This window comes from Colwellia sp. Bg11-28, from assembly GCF_002836245.1.
GTDB lineage: Bacteria > Pseudomonadota > Gammaproteobacteria > Enterobacterales > Alteromonadaceae > Colwellia > Colwellia psychrerythraea_A.
In genome coordinates this window covers 97,842-120,922 of sequence record NZ_PJBA01000018.1, presented here as the reverse complement: position 1 = coordinate 120,922, position 23,081 = coordinate 97,842, and the positions used below count along the sequence as shown (strand labels likewise).

Sequence of the window (23,081 nt, the reverse complement as noted above, 5' to 3'; positions counted from 1 at the left end):
ATCACTAAAAACAGTAGATTCCATCCCACTCTGTGTCAGTGGGATCGTAGTGACTCTTGCTCCGAGTGAGTAGTTTATTCTAGGCCTAACTATTTTGGCCTAAGGGTCTCAATAATCTGTGCATCCACCCAGTAAATATCTATATTACCCTTATCATCCATGCCTCTGTTGAAGAGTATGTACTTACCATCAGGGGTGACGCTCGCATAGAATTCATTTTTATCAGAATTAACCTTGTCGCCCAAATTAATTGCAGGGCCCCATGAATCATCCTTTGTCCGGAACCTAATATAAAGATCAGAGCCTCCATAGCCGCCTTCTCGTTCGCTATCCCAAATCAGGTAGCTTTCATCTGGCGCAATAAAGGGGTGAGCTGTCCATTTACCTGTGTTGACCACTGGGTCCATCATTGTTGGCGCTTGGCGTTTTCCGTCCTTGAATGTTGATATACGAATTACGTCATTGCTTTTATAATCGTCAAAAACATAGGTGCCTTTGGCTGAGGCCGACAGGCGCATAATACCCCAGTCTTTTCGGTCAAACATAGGTCCAAGACTTTTGCGTTCTGACCAGCCGTCGCCAATGCGGTCCTTATAGCCTTTTGCCATATGCATACGTTTTCCGTCAGGCGAGAATACAATTTCACCTGTCCTAGGGAATTCTATATATTTCTTCCAAACATTATTTTGCTGACGAAAACCGATAACGGTGGCGCTTTTTCGGTTTGTCGTGAAGTAAAATTCTTTCATGCCGGGCGCAAACACGCCTTCAAGCTCCCAGCCTTGTTTAGAAATAATGCCAGGTGCAAATGGCTCTGCCACCAAACCTGGTGGTTCTTGTCCCATATAGGGGCCTTTCAGTACTGGAAATTCATATTGACTAAAGCTTTTGTTACTCATCGTTAGAGCAGAAAGCAGTAGAGTCATTGATATACAAATATGTTTCATGCTGTTGTCCCTATTTTTTATTTAGCAGAATGCTTAATTTAAGCGCCTTCTTCAACGCATACACTCAGATTCAATTATTAATGCATCACAATTTCGGTCGTACATTTTCAATAACTTCTGTGCTCACCCAATACAAGTTTGCTATTCCGCCTTCTTCGTTATATCGGCTGAAAAATAAATATTTACCATCTGGCGTGACGCCTGGAACTCTTTCATGAAAGTCAGAATTTACTGTATTTCCAAGATTAATTGGCTTGGTCCATGCTCCATCTTTTTCCTTAAAATAAACGTAAATATCGCTATTGCTTTTTTGATCTTCTTTATTTTGAGCTTGTACCAATAAATAATCTTGAGATGAGGAAATAAAAGCGTGAGATCCAATTTCAACTTCAACCTCCTGCACTTTGGGAAACCCACCATTTTTGCTGGATGAATAATACATTTTTCGTTTTGAACGGTTGTCATAAAAAACATCGCCGTTTTTGGCTTGAGTCAAATTCATCACATCATCGTCATTTATAGGTGAATCAAGTTTTATTGCGTTGCTCCACCCCTTGTCCAAACGATCTACATACCATATTTCTTCACCCGAAAAGTCAGAGCTATACCCGGTAAAATAAATTCTTTTACCGTCAGCTCTGACGAATGGTTCCATTTCTCCAGCTTTTTGTCCTTTGGTAAATTTTGCTTTTTGAATGGCTTTCCATTTTTTATCTTCGATTTTTGAAAAATAGATATCAGCCGTTCCTTCCTTTGGTTGTACTGAAAAATATACTTCATCTAAGTCAGGGGAAAACGAAATACCGAAGTCATATCTTCCATTGATTGAAACAATACCAGGAGCGAAAAGTTCAGGAATTAAGCCGGGTGGCTTTTGCCCAAAATAGGGACCTTGGAGGATGGGAAACTCATCGTGACTATAACTTTTGCTACTGAAAGCTAGAATAGAAAACAGTAGAGTAATTGAAATACAAATATATTTCATATTATTGTCCTTATTTTATATTTAGCAGAATGCTTAACTTCTGCGCTCTAATAACAGCTATTAATACTACGCTTTGTTAAATAATGTCCACGCAGTCGCAGTACAAACAAGGTCAAAGTGGCAGAATTTACGTTGAGTAACTTATTTGAGCAGAAATTCATCAAATCCCTCAAAGCGAAATTTCATGCCATGGTGTGAAGTTGACCAGATTATGGGATGCTTTTGTTGATACTTTTAAGGTATGTTTTTTGGAGAGACTTTTGTGTTTCAATAAATTCTATTTTTATCAAATTAAATATCAGCTCTTTCGTTCATGAAAACAAAGGTGGCTAATAAGCCTAAATTTAGTAATATGTGGCGATAAATAGCAGTAAAATCTTAAGGAAACATTATGAAAATATTTATAGCCATCGTGGTAGCTTGCTTGGCAGCATTTCTGTTCCATCATGCGTATGGCATTGAAGGCGTTAGCCTAGAGCGCTTGGGTTATATAGCCGGTGGCGTTATCTCAGTCGTTGTCGTTTTAGCACTTTTCATCCCTAAACTGGAAGATGGGCAGGAGCGAAAATTCTAAGCTATTTAATTAAACAAGCCTCCCTTTAGGGTTAGCTCGAAAGTACCCTTATGCCATTATTGACTTTAAATGGCAGTTTGTCTTTCCTTCAACGGTTAGATGCCTACATCCAACTGACGGCTACTATTGTCGCCATCACCTTCATTGGACAGCTTTGACCAAATCGCTGCGAAAGGCGCTTAACCAAACAAGTATTAGGAAACATGTAACAGCACACACCTTTCGTCATAGCTTTGCTACACAACTATTGTTAAACGGTGCCGACATTAGCACAGTGCAAGAGTTATTAGGACATAATTATTTGAGAACCACCCAAATATATACCTATGTAATTGGACAGCACTCCTCTGGTACAACGAGTCCTATGGATAGAAAATAATTATAAATAACTTGGACGTTTAGCGCTGTTTTATCAGGAAAGTTGTCGCTTAAATTTAAAGTATAATGACTGCAATGGTGGCGAAGCAGACTATTTATTGTTACTTGTAACGATCCACATGTATAATAAACAGGCATTACATTGTCGTAATGACTTTAACGTAATAATTTGAACGTATATAAGTTATACACTTTAAAAGGATAAATCATGAGTAAGCAGAAAAAGCCATTAGCGAAAGCTGGCACTGTTAAAGTAAATAAAAGTGAAACAGAGTTGGGAAGAGGACAAATTAAAGGGAATTTTTTAGCCGCATTAGTAACATCAAAGGTTTATAAGATGCAGGTGGTTAAAGCGAAAAAAGGTAAAGGTTCATATCAGCGTAAAGCTAAAAATGTAAGACGAGAGTCTTATTTAATGGCGGCTTAACTAGTTAGTACTAGCCATCATTAAATAAGACTCTCATTCAAAACGTTACCTAAGCCTTAAATACCAATCACACTTTATTTCAATACGTTAAGCCAATCTTTTGGACTTGAGTAATCCGCTAATTTAGCTTCTGCACTACCTTCATCAGCTTGGAAGTTATATTCCCAACGTGCAAGTGGTGGCATAGACATCAAAATTGATTCAGTTCTACCACCAGATTGTAAGCCAAATAACGTGCCTCTATCGAATACCAAATTGAACTCGACATAACGACCACGGCGATACAATTGAAATTGACGCTCTTGTTCACCAAAAACTTCATCTTTGCGGCGCTGCATAATAGGTACATAAGCATCGATAAAACCTTGGCCAACGGCTTTGACGTAATCAAAACAGGTATCGAAATCCCACTGATTTAAATCATCAAAGAATAAACCACCAACACCGCGGGTTTCATCACGGTGCTTTAAATAGAAATACTCATCACACCATTTTTTATGATCGTTATAAACATTGTCACCAAATGGCTGACATAAGTCGTGCGCTGTTTGATGCCAATGCTGAATATCTTCATCGTTTGGATAAAAAGGTGTTAAATCAAAACCACCACCAAACCACCATACGGGTTTTTCACCTTCTTTCTCAGCAATAAAAAAGCGCACATTAGCGTGTGAAGTCGGAATGTTAGGATTCTTTGGGTGGATAACCAGTGAAACACCACAAGCTTGCCACGTTCTGCCGGCAAGCTCTGGGCGATGAGCCGTGGCTGATGGTGGTAATTTATCACCTGATACCACAGAAAAATTTACGCCTCCTTGCTCAACAACCGTACCATCAGTCATTACGCGAGTTCTACCGCCGCCGCCTTCTTTGCGCTTCCAGTTATCTTCAATAAATTTTCCAGTACCGTCAGCTTCTTCTAATGCCTGACAAATTTTATCTTGGAGGCTTTTGAAAAACGCGATGATTGGCGTGATTTCAATGTTCGCAGTCGAGCTTAGTTGTGAGTCCATTTTATTACCGTCGATTAACCATTAATTATATGGCGGTTATTGTATCAAAGAGCAGGATCTCCGTGGGAATTAAAATGATACTCCTAAGGGGAAAATATAAACTTCACTTATTTTGTGCGTACTTGCACTCTTTTAGAGCGTTCGGTGCGTATTTTGTGCTTTTATGGTGCGCTATGGCACTATATTAAGGCATGCTGTTTTTAAGGTGTTGAAAGTTAATGTTTTATTTTTTGGCTTGTTTTGTGCTTTGTTCATGTCAGTTATTGAATTATTTACTATGGAAACAACTATGAGCAAAGCATTAATCTTGTGTTTAACCTTACTTAGCTTTTTTATCTCAGGCACTGCTTGGGCGGAAGAAGGGCAACTAAATGGCGCAAACACCAGTTGGATTTTAACATCTACCGCATTGGTATTATTGATGACCTTACCGGGCGTTGCTCTTTTTTACGGTGGCTTGGTTCGTAAAAAGAATGTGTTATCAATATTAATGCAATGTTTTGCTATCGGCTCAATCTCATCAATCTTATGGCTATTAGTAGGCTATAGCTTAGCCTTTGGTGAGGGTAATGCTTTTATCGGTGATTTTAGTAAAGTGATGATGCATGGTATTCCTAAAGATGCTTTGTCAGGAGATATCCCTGAAAGTTTATTTATGCTGTTTCAAATGACTTTTGCCATTATTACGCCAGTGCTTATTATTGGTGGTTTTGCAGAGCGTATGAAGTTCTCTGCGGTATTACTCTTTAGTGGTATTTGGTTACTTGCTGTTTATGCACCTATTACTCATTGGGTATGGGGCGGCGGTTGGTTAGCACAAATGGGCATTTATGATTTTGCCGGTGGTATTGTTGTACATATTACGGCGGGTACTGCGGCATTAGTTGCCGCTCTTGTTATCGGTCCACGTCGAGGTTTTCCTAAAACACCTATGTTGCCACATAACTTAACCATGACTGTTACTGGTGCTGGTATGTTATGGGTTGGTTGGTTTGGCTTTAATGGTGGTAGTGCACTAGCCGCTAACGGTGATGCTTCTATGGCTATGCTTGTTACACATATTTCTGCCGCAGCAGGTACATTAACTTGGGCAGCCATTGAGTGGAAAAAATTTGGTAAAGCCAGTGTTTTAGGTGCTGTTACCGGTATGGTCGCAGGTTTAGGTACCATTACACCTGCCTCTGGTTTTGTCGGCCCTGGTGGCGCGTTAATTATTGGTATTAGTGCAGGTTTTGTTTGTTTTTATTCAACGGTTTATATTAAACAAAAATTAAAAATTGATGATTCGTTAGATGTATTTCCTGTACATGGTGTCGGTGGTATTTTAGGTACGTTATTAGTCGGTGTTTTCTCAGCGACCAGTCTTGGTGTATTTAGTGGTTTTGGTTTTGCTGAAGGCATTGCTACGATGGCGGAACAAATTGGTGTTCAGCTTATCGGCATATTCTCTACACTGATTTATACCGCAGTCGTTACTTATATTATCCTTAAATTGGTCGGTTTGATGACGGATGGTTTACGTGTTGGTGAAGAGCAAGAGTCTAACGGTTTAGATCAGGCTGAACATGAAGAAGTCGGTTACCACTTGTAGGTCATATTCATAAACTCCTTAAAAAAAGCGCTTCGGCGCTTTTTTTGTGCCTGTCGTTTCACGCCACTGTCATTTTTCTGAAATATTAACGACATCAAATAGTCACACTTCTAAAACATTTCTGTCATTTATTAACCTTAGTATGTAGTCAAATTTACTTTATGTGAAAAATTGTTACCTGATAATGTGCAACTTGATAAAGCTGTGTATTTGCTAGGTAAAGTAATCTTTCTTCATTAATTGCTGCGGAGCAAATGAAATGCAAACTAAAAAACTATTTAAATACAGTATGATAGCAACAGCTTTAACCTTAGGTTTAGCTGCTTGTGGTGGTGACATTAATTTAAACTCTAGTGTTGATGAATCAGTGGGCGATACCATTATTGAAAACCCAGCACCAACGCCTGATGCGGGTAAATCATTACCTGGTAAAGCAAATACAGCATTAAGTACTGAAGTATCGGCAGCACTTGGTTTTGACGTACAGGTTCAAGTGCTCGACAGCATTATTAATGAAAGTACCACCTTAGTGGCGAGTGTTGATGGCAAAACCGTTATGTATGCAATTAGTGGTGGACTTGAGGTAGGCGGCGCAGTAGCACCAGCGGCACAATCACGCAGCACTAATGGTCAAAGCGCTAAAATGCGCAACCCTGATACGGATGTTGTACTTACTATCGAACCAGGCGCGGTATTATTTGGTCAATCAGGTAACGATTATATTGTTGTTCATCGTGATGCACAAATCATGGCAGAAGGCAGTAAAGCTAAGCCAATTATCATGACATCACTGCAAGATGTTAAAGGCGAGGCTACAGCTGCAGGACAGTGGGGTGGTTTAGTTATTTTAGGTAACGCTCCTTCAAATAAATGTCCAACTGACGGCAGTGATTGTGCCTTACAAGTTGAAGGTGTTGCTGAAGGCGCTGTTTTTGGCGGCACAGACTGGGAAGATAACTCAGGTATTTTAAAATATGTTGTCATTAAGTACGCTGGTTTTGAAATTAAGCCGGACAATGAATTAAATGGTATTACTTTTGGTGGCGTTGGATCAGGCACCACAGTTGATTATATTCAGGTACACAGCAATGCTGATGATGGTGTTGAGTTCTTTGGTGGTGCAGTTAATGCAAAACATTTGGTCTTAACGGCTAACAAAGATGACAGTGTTGATTGGGATAACGGTTTTAAAGGAATGCTTCAGCACGTTTATATTGAACATGCGAAAAATGCTGGCGAAGCAAATCGTGGTATAGAAGGTGATAACGACGGTTCAAGCCCGGCTAAAGAACCGCAATCAAATCCTACTATCGCTAACATGACGATTATTGGTAATAACTTTACTACCAGTGACAAAGACTCTGAAGGTATTTATTTACGTGAAGGCACCGCCGCTAAAATTTTCAACACGGTAATAACTGGCCCAAGTGAAATGGGTGAATGTTTAGAGTTTGAAGGTGGCAAAACCTCATCGGTAACCGTTGATAATGCCAATAGCGATAAAATTGTTATGCAAAATGTGGTGATGGCTTGTAATAACGATGAAAACTTTAAAGATGCAAAAGCTGAAGATAAATCAATATTACTTGATTTAGCGACTTGGTTTGAAGCTGAGGATTCTAATAGCATAAGTACTTCTGTGCTTATTGGCGCAAGTGGCATACCAGATAGTGGTTCACCGCTAATTGCTGAAAACGCAGGGCAAGATGTTGCTACTACACAGAATGCTTGGTTTGATAGCGTTGATTACATCGGTGCATTAGATGGTGCGGATGTAGATGATTGGCGAGAAGGTTGGGCATTTGGCTTTGGTGGTGGTGTTGTTACTGCCCAAGCAGAAGTTGAAGGTTGTCCAACGGGTACTAGCGCGATTTCACCTGCCGATGGTGTAACAACTACCTGTCAGCTAAGTGGCGATATCACCAGCGATTTAACGTTAACGGCTAATAACCTATATGCCTTAAGTGGCCCTGTTTTTGTCGGTCAAGACAGAACGACTTCTACAGAATCTACAACGGCTAAAAGTGCAACCTTAACAATTGAAGCGGGAACGACTATTTTTGGTCGCTCTGGTGGTGATTACTTAGTTGTTAGTCGTGATTCAAAAATTGAAGCAAATGGCAGCGCTAGTTCACCTATCATCTTTACATCTAGTGAAGATATTAGCTCAGGTGTTACAGGTGCTGGTCAATGGGGCGGTATTGTTCTGTTAGGTAATGCGCAATCAAATAAATGTCCAACAGATGGTAGTGATTGTGCCTTACAAGTTGAAGGTGTTGAAACAGGTGCCGTATTTGGTGGCACTGATGATACCGACAGTTCAGGTACTTTACGCTATGTTGTCGTTAAACATGCGGGTTATGAAGTTAAACCAGACAACGAACTTAACGGTATAACCTTTGGTGCAGTAGGCTCAGGTACTAAAGTAGAATACATTCAAGTACATGAAAATGCTGATGATGGTATTGAATTCTTTGGCGGAACTGTTAATGCTAAATATGTAGTGCTTACCTCAAATAAAGATGACAGCGTTGATTGGGATAACGGTTATCGCGGCAACTTACAATATGTATTGGTTAAACACGCTAGCGACAATGGTGAAGCTAACCGTGGTATTGAAGGTGATAACGACGGCTCTACCCCGAACAAACTGCCACAATCAAACCCAACGATTGCCAACATGACTATCATAGGTAACGCTTTCACAGCACCAGGTAAAGACTCTGAAGGGGTTTACCTTCGAGAAGGCACTAAAGCACAATTACATAACTTTGTGGTAACGGGTCCTACGGGCATGGGCGAGTGTTTTGAAATCGAAGGCGGCGCGACAACTTCAGTGACAGTAGACCAAGCAGTTGCCGGTGAAACGGTAATATCCAACTCAGTATTTGCTTGTGAAGAAAACTTCAAAAGTGCCAAAGCGGAAGACAAAACAGTATTGCTTGATACACAAGACTGGGTGCTTAATCAAAACCCAACGTTGAATGTGAACAATACGACCGCACTTGATACGTCGGCAGTACTTGACGGTATATTCACGATTGATACCACTGAAGCAAAAGACTTTACCGGCAATGCATTTTTTGAAAATGCGAAGCACATCGGTGCGGTCTCTGCGGATAATGACTGGACAGCTAACTGGACTGTTGGCTTAGACGACTAATAAGCGTTGATACCCAATGCTGTAGCGAAAAGAATCGCTACAGCATTTATTCCGGTTATTTATTAGTCCGTAATAAAGGGTAATTAAAAACTAGATTTCCGATTAAGACACCTCGGGAATGACAAGTTTGAAGCGGTTTTTTTGCTTCTCCCAGTAAAGAAGTTTCAAGAGGTTTCCAATGAAAACAAAATTCAAACTATCCATTTTAACTCTAGCACTTGCTACAGGCTGTGGTTTATCAACCGCCTATGCAGAAACTGCACTAGAAGAAAATGCTGATGGGCAAGCCATGGAAGAGGTGATTGTCAAAGCAAGTCGCTTAAAAGGCACTGCTAGTGCGGTCATGGAAGAGCGTAAAAATCAGGCCTTTATTGCTGATATCCTCGGCGCTGAGCAAATAGCACGTACGGGTGATTCAGATGCGGCTGCGGCGTTACGTCGTGTTACCGGTATCACCTTGGTGGATGGAAAATACATTTATGTGCGTGGTTTAGGTGAGCGCTTTTCAAGTACGCAACTAAATGGCGCGGCAGTACCTAGCCCAGATCCAACGCGAACGGTTATTCCACTCGATTTATTTCCTTCATCAATCATTGAATCATTGTCGGTACAAAAATCCTATTCTGCTGCTATGCCCGCCCATTTTGCTGGCGGTAATGTCGATGTGCGTTTGAAAACAATTCCTTCTGACTTTGTTTTTTCCATGCAAGGTAAGCTTGGCGGTAACACCAATAACTTTGATGATGGTTTATCCTATAATGGCGGAGACGACGATTGGTATGGTAAAGATGATGGTACTCGTGCAGCACCAGCGTCATTGCAAAAATTGTGGAAAAGTCATAGCCCTATAAATGATTTATCACAGCAAGATAACCGTGAGATTGCTGCGCAGATGAATCGCGATTATGATCCAAAAGCCACTAGCATTAACCCGAATACTGGCTTTGATGTCACATTAGGTAATCGATTCGACTTTGATGACTTTCGATTAGGTTTCCTTACCGCGGTTTCCTATGACAATAAATGGGAAGTATCAGAAGAATACGAAGGACAGGATTTCACCTATCAAGAAGGTGTTGATGGCGAAGACAGCAGTTGGGCTTTAGTACGTGGTTTCGATGATATTAAATCTACTGAACATACGGTACGCTTTTCTGGCATGTTCAACGTTGGCTTGGAATTTCAACGTGATCACCGCATTGATTTCAGCTCGTTAATTTTGCACGATACCCGTGATGAAATACGCGATAAACTCGGCAACACCAACAATGTCACTATTAGTGACGGTTTGCGAGTACGTGATAGCGACGTTATTTATGAAGAGCGAGAAATGATCGCGAATCAAATCAGAGGTACACATAACTTCTCAGGACTTTGGAACTTAGGTGCTGATTGGTTTTACTCAGATGCGCGCTCCAATCGCTATGCTCCTGGCAATATCTCAACACGCTATATCATTGCCGATGGTTCAAATGGTCAACCTGAAGATGGCATTTTTGATCCAATTAATGAGAGCTCTTTACGTAAAGCGACCACTTCTTCTCGTTATAGCTTTCAAAACTTAGACGATAATGTTGAAAACTATGGTTTTAGTTTTTCATTGCCAGTTAACTTTAGCAATGTAGAACTAGAGATAAAAGCAGGCGGGAACTTTATTGAAAAGACACGTGACGCTATGGCAAGACGCATAGATGTCAACACACTTGCTTTTGATAACCTAGACCTAACTGGCCATCAAATGGGCGTCATTTTAAATGATGATGTTATGCTAAATCACCCATTATCGGGCAATGAATTAATTATTCGTGATACGACCGCTAGCGGAGATGATTACTACTCTGCTCAACTGGTTGATGCTTACTTTATTGATACCGATTTTTTCATCGCGCAAAAGTGGCGAGTAAACTTAGGATTGCGTTATGAAGATTTTCGCCAAGTCGTTGCCCCGTTAGATCCCACAACTGGTAAGTTTGAGTTACCTGCAAAGCCGACGAATGAAGATTTAGCAGCACTTGCCTTTAAAGATGATGATGTTTTTGGTGCACTAGCATTCACTTATTTGCTTGACGATGAAATGCAGTTTCGTGCTTCTTACGCACAAACGACTATTCGTCCAGATATCCGAGAAGTCGCGCCGGCGACCTACATTGATCCCCTTACTGGTTTCCCTATTGGTGGAACGCCAAGTGTAACCAGTACCGCTATTGATAACTATGATTTACGTTGGGAGTGGTACTTACCTGCGGGAGATAACCTTTCTGTAGGTTTATTCTACAAGGATATGGATCAGCCAATAGAAGCGGTACAATCACCTGCACAAGATGGCCCACCATTAATCAGAATTGCTAATGCAGAAGACGGTTATGTGTACGGACTTGAGGTAGAGTTTTTAAAAGACTTTGGCTTCTTAGGTGATTTTGCGGGTATGAACGGGACAGACTTCTTCTTATCGGGTAACTTTACGGTAAGTGAGTCAGAAATAAATATTGATACCCAGAACGTGGTTGAACAAACCGGCGTTTCTACCTCAATTACTAATCCAACACGTGCCATGACAGGTCACTCACCTTGGGTAGTAAATATGAACTTAGGTTGGGATGCGCCGAATGGTAATCACAGTGCTACCCTTGCTTATAACGTGTTTGCCGAGCGTATTATTATACCGGGCATTGACGGTAAGGATGATGCTTATGAGCAACCATTCCATTCACTTGATATGGTCTATACCTACTATCCTACTTACTCATCAACATTGAAATTTAAGGTGCAAAACATCTTAAATCAGAAAAAAGAAATTGAGTTTGAAGATACCTTAATGCGCAGTGAAACCAAAGGTGTTGCCTTTGAAGTTGCCTTGAAGTGGGACTTTTAAGTAAGCCTAGTAATAAGAAGGTTCTGCAATAATTAGCACTTTCTTTGTATTCATTATTTACGCAGTATAGGTGATTCTATACTGCGTTTTTTATGCCCCTCTATTTTATTCTCCATCTATTTCTCCATCTATTTCTTCATAATATCAAAAAAGATCAATTAGTTAGTCTGATTGGTATGAGCCTTAATGCTGAATTTAACCGTCCATTTTCTTTACAATAAATTTTCATTATCGCATGTATAGAGATGCTTGATTAATTAAACCCTTTAAAAACAATGACTTTATTGTATTGGCCTATATCTTGCTTTTGCGTGGGCGTACATGCTGAAAGATCATATATATTTGTATAATCAATGACTTAAGCTCAATATATGATTTACTTATTTAAACTTACTTACATATGGAAATGTTATGTTAAAAAAATTATTTACTACCGCTTTATTATTTCTTGTTACTACAGCGGCTAACGCTAATCTAATTCATGGCTCTTTTGATGTTACTGGTACCGGTCTAACTACTTTGAATGATGCAGGTGAAGTTACTCAAATTGATTTTTCTTTGAACGATCCTTTAATTGACAGTTGGGCTACTCCTTTAAAAGCAAGTTCTGCCACAGGGGATTACCGTACAGTCGCTGTGAAAGATGCAATTTTTTCTGTACAAAATCCATTCATAATCAGTAATATTACCGGTGTTGAGTTATGGACAATTGCAGGTTTTACTTTCACGGGGATTAGCGTTCACGATAATAATACTTCGGGTGTAGCGACGGGTTTAGCTATTATTGGTACTGTATCTCATGTCGGTTATGCTGATACTGATACTGAAACTGAGTGGTTCTTTTCAACTCAACATTTAGTAATCGGTACTGAAACAAAGGCGTCTTTCTCTTCATCGATAACTTCTCCTGTTTCAACACAAGTAACTGAACCAGGTACTCTAGCTATATTTGCTTTAGGTTTAGTTGGCTTTGGTTTACGACGTAAGCAAAAACCTGTTTAACATTAGTTTTAATTGTAACTATATCTATACCCGTTATCATCCAAAGTGCATTCTTAAGTTTTCATCTTGATTGGTAATGAGTGTAGGGATTCACACTTTAAAAAGCACCAACTTATAGTTAGGTGCTTTTTATTTATCTATTAAACTTTACACAGTCTGCATCTATTGTGGCAGTACATACTTCTAACCTTTCTTTGCTGTACCAACCTCAACAATGCTATTACATCACAAACATTGCTTAAGCTAATCGATTCAACTATCAAAATTAGTTCTCTAAATTAGTTCTTTAAATTAGTTAAAGCAACACTGTTCGCGCATAGAGTTTGGCGTCACTCCTGTCCAGCGTTTGAAGGCTTTACGAAAGTTACTCACGTCATTGAAGTACAGGGCATCGGCAATCTTTTCATTACTGTGCTGACAAATAACCAACTGAAAAATTGCCTGCTGGCTACGTATGGCATCAATGAGACCTTGATAATTGAGTTGATGATTCGCAAGTTTACGTTTTAACGTAGCACTGCTATAACCAAAATGTTGTGCACAGCACTCTTGCGATAAGTCACCTTTATTTGATAAACGTTGACTAAGGTAGCTATTGAGTTGCTGTATAAAACTAATGGGGTAGGGTTTTGGGTTTAATTGACTTATTTGCTGTAGCGCTACTGCTTTTAAGCTATTTGCGCTGTCGTTAAAGGGCAAATACAGTTGTTTTGACGCTATAGTAACCATGCAGATCTTCTGGTCAAACTGTATGTTTATATTTGCTTTCATGTTGAGATGTACATGATATTGCTCGATATGTTGTACCTCAGGATAATCAAGGTGAATGTCTAACTTAGGTAATTCTCCACAGCGATATTTGATGGCACCCAGTAAAGCACTCAACATAAACTCAGTTATAAAGGTCTGTTGATTTTTTGATAATTTGCCAACTGCACTTTGAAAAATAAGGTAACTATTATTGTTGAAGTGTTTTAGCTGTAAGTTCATTAACGGAAAGCAAGCCAGCTGAAAACATTGGCATAATCGTAACATATCGCCTAGGTGCCGACAGTTCATTAGTACTTGGCCTAATAACCCCAGATGTGAGGGAAAATATCGTCTGCCAAGTAGAAAGCTAATTTCATTACCCTGGACTAACTTTGAGCAGTTTTCTATTACTGTTAGCAATGTATTTGCCGAGCAGGTTAAGCTATTTTTTGCTAAATTCTTTTTGCTTAAATCATTGTGAAATAGCTTGGTACCTTTGAGTAATTTATCAGGGTGGGCGCCTCTTTGCGTTGCTAAGTCTATCAAGCTCAGTAGAACTTGCTGAGCATCGAGTACTTCGTCGTAGCGTTCATAGCCTTTCATTAGGCAACCTGTTTATTATGATGTTTGTTGTTTTGTTTCTTGGTGCTGTCCATTTGTTGACTCATCAGCTCAAGCACTTGGTAATCACTTTGACTACCATCAAACTCTTTGCTGCACAGCGTGATTTTCTGGTAATTTGCATGTTGATCACTCCCCACTTTGAACGCTAAGTTGGCTAGACTATTTTCAATATGCCAAGCAAACGTTTCCGCGAATGTTGTGGTGGTATTGGGCAATAAAACAACAAAACGATCACTGGCATATCTGCAGGCTAAATCTTGATCTCTAATATTCATGGTGATCACTTGCCCAATTTCTCGTAATAAAATATCCCCTTGTTGATGACCATACTGTCGATTGAATTGGTCGAACTGGCGAATGTCTATCATCATCATAGTAAAAGGTTGTTTAGTTTTTTTACTATAAAGAAGCTGATGTTTTATTTGCTTTTTCATATATTTAGCACTGTATAAACCCGTGATAAAGTCAGTAAGACTGTGGTCCCGATAAAAACGTTCTGTACGTCTTAATTGTGCATTAATCGTCATTTGTTCTTGATACCAGTGATACAAGGCTATGCTCATTATCACCATGCCTACTGGGGCAGGTAATGATTCGATGGCAGTCAACCAAGCACTGTTTTGGGGATAAATAACAAACTCGTCAATAAAGTCTAATAACATCGAGATGTTCATCAGTATCAATCCAGAAAAAAGCCAGTTAGTGACTTTTCCCGCAGGTCTACTGATTAAAATAAAGCCTATCCATACCAAGGTCATTAAAGTCATGCCACCTTCACCTAAGGCGTCAAGGTAGTCAAATTCACTGCTTGGTTTTAAATCCCCCAAATTGAATGTACAGGTTATAACTGCACCTAGGGTAAAGAATAATATGGTTAAAAGGTGGGAATGATATTTTATAAAAGAGGTGTTCATGGTCAGCCCTGTTATTAAGGTGAAGCGTGTTTATGAAAGTGATATTAGCTCACACAGATGACAGTTTTTTTACCTAAACATGATGATTGCTCATTTATTAGCAATCGATAGGTATGCTATTTACCGTATTGGTTAATAGGCGGGTAGGGGAACCGTTAGTTTTTAATAAAATTAAGGGGTCTAATTAGCTCGTCTTCCTGTTTTTTATCGCTAAATAAAGCGGAGATTAACAATTTTTAACCTCAACGGTTCAGTCACCGTTTTACTGTCATCGTGTTGTCATATTTTTTACTTACTTTAGCGTCAATATCAATTTGTACCTGAGTACTTTGCCTTGCTAGTTCGCTATGTTGAGGCAATAAAATTAAAACAATATGAGAGCACTTAATCACATGAAACTTTCTTTAACGGATTTTTACGGTAATAATTTTCGCCTTAATAAACTAACTATCGCCTTAGCGGGTAGTTTAGCGTTATTAACAGCACCTTTAAGTTGGGCAGACAGTGTTATTGAAGGGAGAGTAACCGACGCAAGTAACAAGGTTTACTTTCAAGGCGCCCAAGTGCAGATAAAAGAGTTGGATTTAACGGTAATTAGTGAACGTGATGGATCCTTTCGTTTTGCTAAATTACCTGAAGGCGAATATACCTTAATCATTAAATATATTGGTAGTGATGATTTAGAGCAAAAAATCTCGGTTGTTGATGGTGAGGTTTTATCGAAAACCTTTGTTATTGGTGCGACTAACTCTGACCAAAAAGAGTTAGATAATATTATCGTCTATGGGCAAAGAGCAGGACAAGCGAGTGCTATTAACCGACAAAAAAATGCTAACAAATTAGTGTCAGTTATCAGTAGTGATGGTATAGGCCAATTGCCGGACCAAAATGCTGCTGAGGCTTTACAGCGTATGCCGGGAATATTTATTGAACGTGACCAAGGCGAGGGGCGTTTTGTTGGTATTCGCGGTATAGATCCAAACCTGAATAATGTCACTATCAATGGTCTAAATGTTCCTTCACCCGAGGCGGGCGTTCGCAGTGTCGCTTTAGATGTTATCCCGAGTGAACTTATTTCATCATTAGAAGTGAGTAAAACAGTTACGCCAGACATGGATGCCAGTGCCATTGGCGGTTCTATCGAAGTAAAAAGTTTATCAGCTTTTGATCGTAACGACAGAAGTTACTCTTTTACTGCACAAGCATCACATAATGAATTGGTCTCAGAAACTAGCCCTAAACTTTCGGGAAGTTATACCGATATTTATACCTTAGCGGGCGGAAGTCAGCTTGGCGTTGCCGGCGCTGTTTCATGGTTTAAGCGAGAGTTTGGCTCTCATAATGTCGAAACAGATGGCGGTTGGAGCGTATTTGATTATGAAGACGCTGCAACAGGCGAAGATGTTGAAGCGTTTGGGGCAGAAGAAATAGAGCAACGTGCATATAGTATTGAACGTGAACGTGAACGTTTGGGCGCGGCTTTAAATTTTGACTTATATACCTCAGCAACAGATAAGTACTATTTACGCACCCTGTACAGTAAGTTTTCAGATGATGAATATCGTTTAAGAAATCAATTTAAATACGATAAAGGCCAAATTGATTTAACCTCAAACACCCAGAATAGTGCCCAGTTTTCTGATGCCAAAATGGAGCGTGATACCAAGGATCGTTATGAAGCACAAAAAATATTCTCCATCATCACTGGAGGGGAAAACCAGATAGGCGATTGGCTTGTTGAATACAGTGCGGGTTACTCTAAAGCCAGTGAAGCTGAACCGGATCGTATCGATAGTACTTTTGTGGCTAAAGATTTAACTTTTGGCTATTTGAGTTCTGGTCCTATTCCACAGCTAACGTTTGATGCTGCATCTCAAGATTTGAATAACTTTGCCTTAGATGAAGTGGTTTATGAAAATAACTTAACACAAGATGAAGAAGTCACCTTAGCATTAGATTTCAGCAAAGACTTTGTTTGGCAAAACAACAATGGTCAAATTAAGTTTGGTGGAAAATACCGTACCCGTGAAAAGTTTAACCGTGTTGATGCAGCAATTTATGATGGTGGTTTTACCGATGCTGCTGGTGGGAATACAACCGCACAAGCATTTAATACAGGACCTGTTGATTACAATTTAGGGGATTTTGGCCCTGGTCTTTCTCAACATCAGCTGAGTAATTATGTTTTAACAAATATTGATGATTTTGAGTTAAACAGCCTTAAATCCGATATTGAAAGTCAAGGTAGCTCCTATACCAGTAATGAAGATGTATTAGCCTTATATGCCATGGTCAGTTTTGACATTAATGATTGGTACATTGTTGCGGGTGTTCGTTATGAAGATACCAGTTTTAGTACCAAAGGCAGTAAAGTCGACTTAATTGTTGATGAAAGTGATGGCAGTGAAACCGTCAATATCAGCCCTTGGCAGGGCGCTAAAGACTATGATGATTTTTTCCCAAGTCTTAATGTGCGTTATAACATTAGCGACAAGTTAATCAGTCGTTTTGCTTATACACAAACTATCGCCAGGCCAACCTTCAGTGATACTGCGGCAAACCAATTGATAGAAACGGAAGTGACAGAAGATAATGGTCAAATCATAACCGAGCGAAAAGCTGTTGTGGGGAATCCTGATCTTGAACCGTATGAAGCTAACAACCTTGATTTAAGTCTTGAGTATTATCCTGGACATATTGGTGTCTTATCAGCAGGTCTTTTTTATAAAGACATTGATAATTATATCCTTAAAGAAGAGGTGCAGGATAATGGCCAGTGGGATGGTTTTGAAGAAGTTATTCAGCCGAAAAATGGTGGTAATGCTGCACTAACAGGTCTTGAACTGGCGTGGACTAAAACGTTCGACTCGGGGGTATTGTTAGGTGCCAATGGTACCTTTGTTGATGCGGATGAAAAATTGCCAAATCAAGCAGATACCGTGGGTAATTTGATGTTTGGCTTTGAAAATAATGATATCAGCTTACGATTAAGCTCAACCTATAAAAGTGAGAACTTCAAGTTTACCGATAATGATGCTGATGTTTATCAAGACGCACATATGCAACTTGATTTTAGTGCGAAATATTATCTGAATAACACCACGCAAATTTATTTTAACGCAATAAATATTAATGATGAGCCGTATTACCTCTATCACGGTGACACGCAATATAACTATCAGTTTGAAGAGTATGGTCGTAGCTATGAATTAGGCATTACCATCACATCTTTTTAACTGTCACTCCTGTTAAGTCACCTAGCATGAATCAAAGTCAGTAGTTGAAAAACGCTGACTTTGATTACCTATAAATTGTCACCATAATTGAGTTTATTATGAAAAACCAAGATGTAACCCCGACAGTTAAACAAAAAGACGTGCTGTTAAAAGCAATCAAGCCGAAGAAATTATCACTAGTGATGTTATCTCTATCATTACTGAGTTTAGGTATTATAGCTAGCTGCAGTAATACGCAATCAATTGATAGCGTTGATAAGAATATTACCGATAACATCAATTTTCTTGCCTTCGGAGATGGTGGTTATCATGTGGATTACCCCAAGAAAAAGCATATAGAAAATCCCAGAAACAAAGCAGACTTTATCATTCATGAAAAAGAAGACTGGGTAGCCGATTATAGACCTGAGTCTGAATTTGATCATGCGCCCATTTATGTTTATCCCAATACCAATACTGCCACAGAGCAAGGTGGGGCTGAAGCGGTAGGACTGGCAATGACCGAGGTCTGTATTAATAAACCTTGCCAGTTTGCTATTCAATTAGGCGATAATATCTATCCTGATGGCGCTGGTGCAGATGATGGCAAAGATGATCAAAAGCGCATGAATGATTTAATACTTTCGCCGTTAATGCCCTTATTCACCGAACACCCTGATTTAATGGTGTATTCAGCGTTAGGAAATCATGACTGGAAAAGTTCTCGCCAAGGTGTTGCTTTGCAAACTCAATGGATGGCAGAACAAAAAAACTTCACCTTAGATGAGCAAGGTTATTATAAATACACCTTAGGGAGTAAAGGCAATGATGTTGAGTTTTTTGTCCTTGATACCAATATGTTACTTTCGGGGCAAACGTTCCATGAAGTACCCCTTAATAGCGATGGCAGTGAAGGGGAGTTAACGAAAGCACTTAAGGATGGCAGCGCCGAATTAGAACAAGCAGATCTGCATGAGTTACCGATAAAAGGTGAAGACGAACAGCAACTTGCCTGGTTAGCAAAGGGATTAAAAAACTCTACCGCTAAATGGAAGGTTGTTTATGGGCACCATATTTTGTGGTCAATTGGTGGTAGTAAATACAGCGAAGGCCATGTACTAAGGGATTTATTATTACCTTCTTTGTGCCAATATGCGGATGCATATATCGCCGGACATGAGCATGATTTAGAGCTTATTACCGATGATTGCTCTAATTACATTGCAGATAATACGCGCCCACCATTACCTCTCATTATCAGTGGCGCCGCAGCAAAAATGCGTGGTAAACATAGCCCATTTGCAGAGCAACAAGCCAAACGTTATCCACAATATAAGCTGCATTGGTCGCAAAGTTTTGTTTGGGGTTTTGCTCATATAGAGCTAAATAACCAAGACGATGCGCTTAATGTTGAATTTTATACCACACCTAGAAACCTTTCAGGAAAAGCAGAGCTTGCGGCACAATTCTCTTTTGATAAGCGCAGTGATTAATTTAACGTGATCTAGTGAAATATAACGTTAGCGTTAGCTTTTTTTGGCGATGCCTAAAAGTACTTGATGACTCAAAAAGGTAAGCTCCAAGGGGTATAAAAGACCATTAAGTGTAAAATCTTGCCTCAATAGGATACTTTTGCTTTTAAAAACAAATTATAATGTGCAATTGGATTTGAAATCTTGGTTGTAGAAATCGCGCCAACCTATGTGTAGTGAGAATTAATTTATGAAAAAAGTGTTATTTGGTCTTTTGTTTTTATTAAGTCAAGTGAGTTTTGCTGAGGATGAGGTCAAGAAGTTACCGCCATTAGACCCAGGATATATGGGCGTACACGGTATGGTTTTGGTGACTCACGGTTCTAGCATTTATGCGTCTCATATGCCGCTTTATAACAAGCCTCATGATGTACAACTACTCTATAAATTAGATAATAATGATTTGGCGGTATTACAAACGGTTAGAGATAGCCAACTTATTACTATTAAACCCAAACCGTTTAATTTACAACGCTTAATGCGTGGCGAGAAAATGGTTATAGAGGCTGACTTATATGCGGGGCATTTTGAGCGTGATGGCATGTTAGTGTATGACAATATTTCATTGTCTTTTGATAAGCAGTTGTATGTTCGTACGTTTGACGACATTAAACCTTCAAGCACAAAACAAGAATACGATATTGTTTCATTAAGAAAAAATTATAAATTTTATATTCACAGAATTCAGCAAGCACCTAGCTTTGATCATATATTGGGTGTCGATTTAGAAGCAGGGTGTTTAAGCCGTTTTAATACCTCATCAGCAGTACCAAAAGAAACTGAACTTCAATATAAGTTTATAAACTGTGGCACGATAAAACCTTTGTATTTTGAAACCGAAGATTTTCAGGCGGCTGACTCTCACTAAATAACCTGAACTCGGTTTAATAAGTTTTTAACTACCTGAAATATATAAATTAAATATTTCAATGTATCTCTGGCTAGATAGTTTTGCTTATTTCAAGGCAAATTGACGCGTCAATAGCGAGTCTATTGCAAGTGAATTTAACGCAGAAGTCAGTAAAAGTAGTTGCTAGAGAATAATTTATTAAGCCGAGCTCAGGTTAAATAGCTCGGTCGAAAACAATCGCGTTTTAATTTGTCCATGATATCAATAAAAAAGTCGCCTTACTGGGCGACTTTTTTCATTACTTTATTACTGATATAGATTTCTTGTACTAATTAAATGGCCATAAACACCTCCTTTTTTTATCAAATAAAATGACTGACTGGGAGTTAATGAACCGGAGAATTAATGATTATTCGCCATTTGGTTGTTTATCGTTTGAGACTCTTCTTTTGATGGTGGAGTATGTAATTTCAGCACAACACGACGGTCATAAAAGCTAACTTCACTTTCATTATTGGCGACCACAGGTGACTCTTCACCAAAAGCAAAGGTCGCTATTTGTTGTTCTTCCACGCCTTGTGCCATCAACAAGGTTCTTACTGATTCAACTCTGGCTTGTGATAACGTTTGATTAAGTGATTGTTCACCGATTAAATCGGTATAACCAGACAAGTCAATTTTCATCTCGGGTGAGCTATTTAATATTTGTGCGAGAGCGGCGACTTGCTCTTGATAGTGTGGCGCTATGTCACTTGAGCCAGTAGAGAATTGTAGGCTCATTAACAGGTTGTCTGCTTGCAATTGACCCGAATCATGTTGTTGTGTTTCTAAGGCGACTAATTGTTGTTGATACGAAGCTTCTAAACGCTGTAACTTAGCTTGGTATTGACTTTGTATTTGCTCATTAGAGCGTTGTTTGCGTTTTTCATTGACTAACGCAGTACTTAATTCGTCATTTTGATCATTAACATTAATGTACTTAGCAACAAATACTCCACCTATTCCTGCCACGATAGCGCCTAAGGGACCAGCCACAATAGCACCAATAACAGCACCGGTACCAAAACCAATATTTTCTTCATTGGTTGCTTCTTGATGAATTGTTTCTGGCGGTAAGGTATTTTCTGTCGCATTCACTGAACTCGTTGCTAAAGCAGCAATAAGTGCCGTGGTGATGAATAATTTTTTTCCAGTAATTTTGTTTAGTTGAGTTTGTGGTAATTTAATCGTGTTTTTCATGAGTTATCCTTTTATGCCATATTTTTTGTTAACAGTGTTGTTAAACAGTATTGTTAATTTATGCTGTTAAGTTATGTTGATAAGCCTGTGTTGTTGACAGGAGTTATTAAACCGCAAAAAATGGGCATTACTCTGCCCGAATAAAGGCAAAGCAGTGAGCAATTGTGGCAACAATATGGCAATTTCAAAAATTAAGCGCGTTAACGAGTAAAGTTAGATATAGTCGAGAAATGAACGGGTAACAGCTATTAGCTTCAAGTTAATCTAAACAATCAAAAGTGACCATAAATGAGTAAAAGAATTGCCATTGTAGAAGATGAAGCTGCTATTAGAGAAAACTATGCTGATGTATTACGTAGCCAAGGCTATCAAGTGCAAACCTATGCAGATAGATCTAGCGCTACCCAAGCTTTTAATTTGCGTTTACCCAACCTAGTCATTTTAGACATAGGTCTGAATGATGAATATGATGGTGGTTTTGTTTTGTGTCAGCAACTTAGGGCTAAGTCGGCTACCTTACCTATTATATTTTTAACGGCACGTGATAATGATTTTGATACGGTATCTGGTTTACGAATCGGTGCCGATGATTACCTTACCAAAGATATTAGTTTACCTCACCTAACGGCGCGAATATCAGCATTGTTTCGTCGCCAAGAAGCACTAAAAAAACCCATTAACGATGACCATATTACTCGTTCTGGGGCGCTTACGGTGGATAGCCAGCGTATGAGTATTACTTGGCAAAATAGCTCTATTGATTTAACTATTACTGAATTTTGGTTAGTTCATGCCTTAGCCAAAAATCCTGGTCATGTTAAAAACCGTACCCAGTTGATGACTGATTCAAAAATATATGTGGATGACAGTACCATCACTTCTCATATCAAGCGAATTCGCAAAAAATTTATGTTACACGACAACAATTTTGACTGCATAGAAACCGTTTATGGCATGGGTTATCGCTGGTTAAGTACTAATAGTATTGCTGATGAAGAAGGCTAA

General features: G+C 39.2%; 17 protein-coding genes. 11 read left to right on the top strand and 6 right to left on the bottom strand.

What is annotated here, in order from left to right:
- Positions 1 to 89: 89 nt before the first annotated feature.
- Both CXF79_RS17880 and CXF79_RS17875 read right to left on the bottom strand, forming a co-directional pair.
- Complete coding sequence (locus CXF79_RS17880; protein WP_101156933.1) at positions 90 to 947, bottom strand: TolB family protein; 858 nt, start codon at positions 945 to 947, stop codon at positions 90 to 92.
- An 85-nt stretch (positions 948 to 1,032) separates the two neighbouring features.
- Complete coding sequence (locus CXF79_RS17875; RefSeq protein ID WP_101156932.1) at positions 1,033 to 1,932, bottom strand: TolB family protein; 900 nt, start codon at positions 1,930 to 1,932, stop codon at positions 1,033 to 1,035.
- Between the two features lie 424 nt (positions 1,933 to 2,356).
- On the opposite strand from CXF79_RS17875, the gene CXF79_RS17870 reads away from it, so the two are divergent.
- From CXF79_RS17870 to arfA, 3 genes are all read left to right on the top strand, one after another.
- Positions 2,357 to 2,506 (top strand): hypothetical protein, encoded by a 150-nt coding sequence (locus tag CXF79_RS17870; protein ID WP_198560099.1) that lies wholly within the window; start codon positions 2,357 to 2,359, stop codon positions 2,504 to 2,506.
- 55 nt (positions 2,507 to 2,561) lie between these two features.
- Entirely contained in the window at positions 2,562 to 2,885 is a 324-nt protein-coding gene (locus tag CXF79_RS17865; RefSeq protein ID WP_101156931.1) for a tyrosine-type recombinase/integrase, read from the top strand.
- Positions 2,886 to 3,092: 207 nt separating this feature from the next.
- Positions 3,093 to 3,311: an alternative ribosome rescue factor ArfA gene (gene arfA, locus CXF79_RS17860; protein ID WP_011044741.1), complete on the top strand. Its 219-nt coding sequence runs from the start codon at positions 3,093 to 3,095 to the stop codon at positions 3,309 to 3,311.
- 74 nt (positions 3,312 to 3,385) lie between these two features.
- On the opposite strand, the gene hemF is transcribed toward arfA, so the two are convergent.
- Positions 3,386 to 4,324, bottom strand: a complete 939-nt coding sequence (hemF, locus tag CXF79_RS17855; protein WP_198560098.1) for an oxygen-dependent coproporphyrinogen oxidase — start codon at positions 4,322 to 4,324, stop codon at positions 3,386 to 3,388.
- A 289-nt stretch (positions 4,325 to 4,613) separates the two neighbouring features.
- On the opposite strand from hemF, the gene CXF79_RS17850 reads away from it, so the two are divergent.
- The 4 genes from CXF79_RS17850 (at position 4,614) to CXF79_RS17835 (ending at position 12,952) form a co-directional block, all read left to right on the top strand.
- On the top strand, positions 4,614 to 5,915 hold the full coding sequence (locus tag CXF79_RS17850; protein ID WP_232769242.1) for an ammonium transporter: 1,302 nt from the start codon (positions 4,614 to 4,616) through the stop codon (positions 5,913 to 5,915).
- Between the two features lie 259 nt (positions 5,916 to 6,174).
- Positions 6,175 to 9,078 carry a hypothetical protein gene (locus CXF79_RS17845; protein ID WP_101156930.1) on the top strand — a complete coding sequence of 968 codons (2,904 nt, stop codon included), beginning with the start codon at positions 6,175 to 6,177 and terminating at the stop codon, positions 9,076 to 9,078.
- Between the two features lie 178 nt (positions 9,079 to 9,256).
- Positions 9,257 to 11,950, top strand: coding sequence for a TonB-dependent receptor domain-containing protein (locus tag CXF79_RS17840; protein ID WP_101156929.1), 2,694 nt, complete (start codon positions 9,257 to 9,259; stop codon positions 11,948 to 11,950).
- Positions 11,951 to 12,361: 411 nt separating this feature from the next.
- Positions 12,362 to 12,952 carry a PEP-CTERM sorting domain-containing protein gene (locus CXF79_RS17835; protein WP_101156928.1) on the top strand — a complete coding sequence of 197 codons (591 nt, stop codon included), beginning with the start codon at positions 12,362 to 12,364 and terminating at the stop codon, positions 12,950 to 12,952.
- A 291-nt stretch (positions 12,953 to 13,243) separates the two neighbouring features.
- Here the strand turns inward: CXF79_RS17835 and CXF79_RS17830 are convergent, their stop codons facing one another.
- Together CXF79_RS17830 and CXF79_RS17825 are read right to left on the bottom strand one after the other, a co-directional pair.
- The gene (locus tag CXF79_RS17830) at positions 13,244 to 14,305 is read right to left on the bottom strand and encodes an AraC family transcriptional regulator (RefSeq protein WP_101156927.1); all 1,062 of its coding nucleotides are present in this window, start codon (positions 14,303 to 14,305) and stop codon (positions 13,244 to 13,246) included.
- Positions 14,305 to 15,240 (bottom strand): GGDEF domain-containing protein, encoded by a 936-nt coding sequence (locus tag CXF79_RS17825; RefSeq protein WP_101156926.1) that lies wholly within the window; start codon positions 15,238 to 15,240, stop codon positions 14,305 to 14,307. The genes CXF79_RS17830 and CXF79_RS17825 overlap by 1 nt, the downstream gene beginning before the upstream one ends.
- Positions 15,241 to 15,632: 392 nt before the next feature.
- Here CXF79_RS17825 and CXF79_RS17820 point away from each other — a divergent pair, with 392 nt between their 5' ends.
- The 3 genes from CXF79_RS17820 to CXF79_RS17810 all read left to right on the top strand — a co-directional run bounded on the left by CXF79_RS17820 (position 15,633) and on the right by CXF79_RS17810 (position 20,855).
- Positions 15,633 to 18,476 (top strand): TonB-dependent receptor, encoded by a 2,844-nt coding sequence (locus CXF79_RS17820; RefSeq protein ID WP_101156925.1) that lies wholly within the window; start codon positions 15,633 to 15,635, stop codon positions 18,474 to 18,476.
- 182 nt (positions 18,477 to 18,658) lie between these two features.
- Positions 18,659 to 19,948: a metallophosphoesterase gene (locus CXF79_RS17815; RefSeq protein ID WP_442871905.1), complete on the top strand. Its 1,290-nt coding sequence runs from the start codon at positions 18,659 to 18,661 to the stop codon at positions 19,946 to 19,948.
- Between the two features lie 229 nt (positions 19,949 to 20,177).
- On the top strand, positions 20,178 to 20,855 hold the full coding sequence (locus tag CXF79_RS17810) for a hypothetical protein (RefSeq protein ID WP_101156923.1): 678 nt from the start codon (positions 20,178 to 20,180) through the stop codon (positions 20,853 to 20,855).
- Between the two features lie 384 nt (positions 20,856 to 21,239).
- Here the strand turns inward: CXF79_RS17810 and pdsO are convergent, their stop codons facing one another.
- Entirely contained in the window at positions 21,240 to 22,076 is an 837-nt protein-coding gene (gene pdsO / locus CXF79_RS17805; RefSeq protein WP_101156921.1) for a sortase-associated OmpA-like protein PdsO, read from the bottom strand.
- A 288-nt stretch (positions 22,077 to 22,364) separates the two neighbouring features.
- On the opposite strand from pdsO, the gene pdsR reads away from it, so the two are divergent.
- Positions 22,365 to 23,081 (top strand): proteobacterial dedicated sortase system response regulator, encoded by a 717-nt coding sequence (gene pdsR, locus CXF79_RS17800; protein WP_011044726.1) that lies wholly within the window; start codon positions 22,365 to 22,367, stop codon positions 23,079 to 23,081.

Coding starts and splice junctions, on each gene's coding strand:
- CXF79_RS17835 (WP_101156928.1), top strand. CDS start 12,362: ATGTTAAAAAAATTATTTACTACCGCTTTATTATTTCTTGTTACTACA.
- CXF79_RS17845 (WP_101156930.1), top strand. CDS start 6,175: ATGCAAACTAAAAAACTATTTAAATACAGTATGATAGCAACAGCTTTA.
- CXF79_RS17850 (WP_232769242.1), top strand. CDS start 4,614: ATGAGCAAAGCATTAATCTTGTGTTTAACCTTACTTAGCTTTTTTATC.
- hemF (WP_198560098.1), bottom strand. CDS start 4,324: ATGGACTCACAACTAAGCTCGACTGCGAACATTGAAATCACGCCAATC.
- CXF79_RS17810 (WP_101156923.1), top strand. CDS start 20,178: ATGAAAAAAGTGTTATTTGGTCTTTTGTTTTTATTAAGTCAAGTGAGT.
- pdsR (WP_011044726.1), top strand. CDS start 22,365: ATGAGTAAAAGAATTGCCATTGTAGAAGATGAAGCTGCTATTAGAGAA.
- CXF79_RS17820 (WP_101156925.1), top strand. CDS start 15,633: ATGAAACTTTCTTTAACGGATTTTTACGGTAATAATTTTCGCCTTAAT.
- CXF79_RS17830 (WP_101156927.1), bottom strand. CDS start 14,305: ATGAAAGGCTATGAACGCTACGACGAAGTACTCGATGCTCAGCAAGTT.
- CXF79_RS17815 (WP_442871905.1), top strand. CDS start 18,659: ATGTTATCTCTATCATTACTGAGTTTAGGTATTATAGCTAGCTGCAGT.
- CXF79_RS17825 (WP_101156926.1), bottom strand. CDS start 15,240: ATGAACACCTCTTTTATAAAATATCATTCCCACCTTTTAACCATATTA.
- CXF79_RS17880 (WP_101156933.1), bottom strand. CDS start 947: ATGAAACATATTTGTATATCAATGACTCTACTGCTTTCTGCTCTAACG.
- CXF79_RS17875 (WP_101156932.1), bottom strand. CDS start 1,932: ATGAAATATATTTGTATTTCAATTACTCTACTGTTTTCTATTCTAGCT.
- pdsO (WP_101156921.1), bottom strand. CDS start 22,076: ATGAAAAACACGATTAAATTACCACAAACTCAACTAAACAAAATTACT.
- CXF79_RS17840 (WP_101156929.1), top strand. CDS start 9,257: ATGAAAACAAAATTCAAACTATCCATTTTAACTCTAGCACTTGCTACA.
- arfA (WP_011044741.1), top strand. CDS start 3,093: ATGAGTAAGCAGAAAAAGCCATTAGCGAAAGCTGGCACTGTTAAAGTA.